This is a genomic window from Haliea sp., assembly GCF_040222615.1.
Classification (GTDB): Bacteria; Pseudomonadota; Gammaproteobacteria; order Pseudomonadales; family Halieaceae; genus Haliea.
On the sequence record NZ_JAVKCQ010000037.1, the window covers coordinates 1 to 3,557 of the forward strand.

General features: G+C 59.8%; 4 protein-coding genes. All 4 read right to left on the reverse strand.

Annotated elements, in window-relative coordinates; genetic code table 11:
• Positions 1 to 225 precede the first annotated feature (225 nt).
• Genes rplT through thrS form a run of 4 tightly spaced genes read right to left on the reverse strand, consistent with a single transcriptional unit; the run spans position 226 to position 3,327 of the window.
• Positions 226 to 582, reverse strand: a complete 357-nt coding sequence (rplT, locus tag RJQ10_RS03805) for a 50S ribosomal protein L20 (RefSeq protein ID WP_350143792.1) — start codon at positions 580 to 582, stop codon at positions 226 to 228.
• A 29-nt stretch (positions 583 to 611) separates the two neighbouring features.
• A complete protein-coding gene (gene rpmI / locus RJQ10_RS03810) occupies positions 612 to 806 on the reverse strand; it encodes a 50S ribosomal protein L35 (protein ID WP_163493898.1) in 195 nt (64 codons plus the stop codon).
• Between the two features lie 57 nt (positions 807 to 863).
• Positions 864 to 1,439 (reverse strand): translation initiation factor IF-3, encoded by a 576-nt coding sequence (gene infC / locus RJQ10_RS03815; protein ID WP_502880210.1) that lies wholly within the window; start codon positions 1,437 to 1,439, stop codon positions 864 to 866.
• Positions 1,396 to 3,327, reverse strand: a complete 1,932-nt coding sequence (gene thrS / locus RJQ10_RS03820) for a threonine--tRNA ligase (RefSeq protein ID WP_350143794.1) — start codon at positions 3,325 to 3,327, stop codon at positions 1,396 to 1,398. Before thrS ends, infC begins: the two co-directional genes overlap by 44 nt.
• Between the last annotated feature and the right edge of the window lie 230 nt (positions 3,328 to 3,557).

A 3,557-nucleotide genomic window follows, 5' to 3' on the forward strand; every position in this document is an offset into this window, starting at 1 on the left:
CCGTAGGCGACATGGATGTCGCCTCCGAGCCCCCATGGAGAGCCCACCCCGCGTTATCGGGTGTGGGTTCACGGCGTGTCCGGAGCGGCCCTGCCAGCATGTGCCGGACGGCAACCCCCCGCCCAACCGAGCGCCAAACAAAAAAGGGAAAGAGCTGTGCCCTTTCCCTTTTTTGGTCTTGCAGGTGTAGCCAGCGATCCGCGCCGAGGCGCGGCAGGGGTGGGCTCAGGCCAGCGCGGCCTTCGCTTGCTCCACAATCGCTGCAAAAGCCGGCTTGTCGTGCACCGCCAGGTCCGCGAGGACGCGACGATCAAGACCGATGTCGGCTTTCTTCAGGCCATTGATCAGGCGGCTATAGCTGAGGCCGTTGGCGCGGGACTGGGCGTTGATACGCGTGATCCACAGCGCCCGGAACTGGCGCTTGCGCTGACGGCGGTCACGATAGGCGTACTGGCCTGCCTTGGTAACAGCCTGCTTGGCAACACGAAACACTCGGCTGCGGGCACCGTAGTAACCCTTGGCCTGTTTCAGGATTTTCTTGTGACGGCGGTGAGCCGTTACACCACGTTTTACGCGAGGCATAGTCTTCTCCTAATTCTCGATGATAACCGTCAGCAGGCCCGCAACATGCGGTCTACGTGCACTTTGTCACTGGCGTGGACCATGGAGGTCCCGCGCAGTTGACGCTTGCGCTTGGTGGTCATCTTGGTCAGGATGTGGCTCTTGTAAGCGCTCTTGCGCTTATAGCCGCCAGCCGTTTTCTTGAAACGCTTGGCAGCCCCGCTGTGAATTTTCGCTTTTGGCATCGTCAGATACTCCGCATTGGCATCAATAAAAGTGAAGAAAGAGGGCATTCACGGGCCCTAGCTCTTCTTCTTGGGTGCGATCACCATGGTCAACTGTCGCCCTTCCATTTTCGGAAACTGCTCGACAGCGCCCAATTCGGCCAGATCAGCTTCTACCCGCTTGAGTAGCTCCATGCCGATTTCCTGGTGAGCCATTTCACGACCGCGAAACCGCAGCGTAACCTTGGCCTTATCGCCTTGCTCCAGAAAACGCACCAGGTTGCGTAGCTTTACCTGGTAGTCTCCTTCCTCCGTCCCTGGACGAAACTTCATTTCCTTGACTTGTGTCCGCTTCTGCTTTTTCTTCTGCAGGTTCTTTTGCTTCTTGGCCTCGAACACATGTTTCCCGTAGTCCATCACCTTGCAGACCGGGGGCTCTGAATCAGCAATCAATACGAGGTCCATGGTAGCCGCTTCCGCCGCCGCCAGTGCCTCCCGCAAAGACACAATGCCTACCTGTTCACCATCGGCGCCGATCAGGCGTACCGGGTCCGACGTAATCTGGTCATTGATCAGGGCTTTCTTTGAGGCGCCCTTGCCGATATCTTTCTTAATGCTGATTCTCCAATGCAATACGGCCGCGACGCGCCACATCGTCCGCAAGCAGCGCTGCCAGCGCATCCTGAGTCAGTGAACCCAGGTCCTCGCCACGACGGGCCCTCACGGCCACAGTCTGTGTTTCCACTTCTTTATCCCCCACTACCAACAGGTAGGGGACCTTCTGAATTGTGTGCTCGCGGATTTTAAAGCCGATCTTCTCATTTCTCAAGTCCGAATGGACCCGAAAGCCCTTGTTTTTCAAGGAATCTTCCACTTCACGGGCATATCCGGCCTGTTTGTCGGTAATATTCAGCACAACGGCCTGGTTCGGCGCCAGCCAGGTCGGGAACACGCCCTCGTAGTGCTCGATCAGGATTCCGATGAAACGCTCGAAGGAACCGAGGATGGCCCGGTGCAGCATCACCGGCACCTGCCGGGAACCGTCTTCAGCCACGTACTGGGCGCCGAGCCGGCCAGGCATGGAGAAATCCACCTGAATAGTGCCCAGCTGCCAGACCCGACCGATACAGTCCTTCAGGGAAAACTCGATCTTGGGACCATAGAAGGCCCCCTCTCCCGGCAGCTCCTGCCAGGGCAGGCCGTGAGCGTCCAGCGCGTCGGCGAGCGCTTTTTCGGCCCGGTCCCAGTCGCTATCCGAACCCACGCGCTGGGCGGGACGGGTGGACAGCCTGTAGATCACTTCCGTGAAGCCGAAATCCGCATACACCGCGTGCAGGAAGTCGATAAAACTGGCCACTTCAGGCTGGATCTGCTCTTCGGTGCAGAAAATATGGGCATCGTCCTGGGTAAAGCCGCGTACCCGCATGATGCCGTGCAAAGAGCCCGAGGGTTCGTTGCGGTGGCAGCTGCCGAATTCAGCCAGGCGCAGTGGCAGATCCCGGTAGGATTTCAGGCCCTGGTTGAACACCTGCACATGGCAGGGGCAGTTCATGGGCTTGACCGCGAACTGGCGCTCCTCGGCCTTGAGCGTAAACATGTCATCGCCGAACTTGTCGGCGTGGCCGGAGCGCTCCCACAGGGACATATCCACCAGTTGCGGCGTGCGTATCTCCTGGTAGCCATGGGCACGCTGGGCGTGGCGCATGTATTGCTCGATAGCCTGATACAGAGTCCAGCCGTCCGGATGCCAGAACACCATCCCCGGCGCCTCTTCCTGGGTGTGGAACAACCCCAGCTTCTTGCCGATCCGGCGGTGGTCGCGCTTCTCGGCCTCCTCGATGCGGGTGAGGTACTCCTGCAGCTGCTTCTTGTTGGCCCAGGCAGTGCCGTAGATGCGTTGCAGCATCTCGTTACTGGAATCGCCGCGCCAGTAGGCACCCGCGACCTTGGTCAGCTTGAAAGCTTTGAGCTTGCCGGTGCTGGGCACGTGGGGACCGCGGCACAGGTCCATCCAGGGGCCCTGCTGGTAAAGGGAGAGCTCCTCCCCCTCGGGCAGGCTCTGGATAATCTGCACCTTGTAGTGTTCGCCCATATTGCGGAACAGCTCAATGGCGCGGTCGCGGCTCACGACCAGTCGCTCTACCGCGAGGTCGTCCTCGACCAGCTGCTGCATCCGCTGCTCGATCTTCTCCAGGTCCTCAGGAGTGAAATGGTGACCGGAAGCGAAGTCGTAGTAGAACCCGTCTTCAATCACCGGGCCTATCGTCACCTGGGTGCCAGGGAACAGCTCCTGTACCGCCATCGCCAACAGGTGCGCGGTGGAGTGGCGGATAATTCCCAGGCCGGCCTCGTCACGCTCGGTGATGATGGCCAGGCTGGCATCCTGTTCAATCAGATGGGAGGTATCGACTTCGCGACCGTCAACCACGCCAGCCAGGGCGGCCTTGGCCAGCCCGGGGCCAATCGCAGCGGCGACATCGTGGACGGATACGGCGTGGTCAAAGTGGCGTTGGCTGCCGTCAGGCAGGGTAATCGCGGGCATGCGCTTTCCTTCTGTCAGTGGTGACCCCTACTAAAGGCCACGTGAGTCAGCTGCAATCAGAGATCGGGGGCTGAGGATCGTTGTTGTCCCGAACCAGTAAATTCAGGGCCGCGAAGTGTAGCACAGCTGTCGGCTCAGGTGACAAGCACACTTACCAGCAGCAAACAGACCAGGCCGACCAGGAACAGCGCGAAATAGCAGAGGCCCAGACACAGCCCCTTCCACAGGGT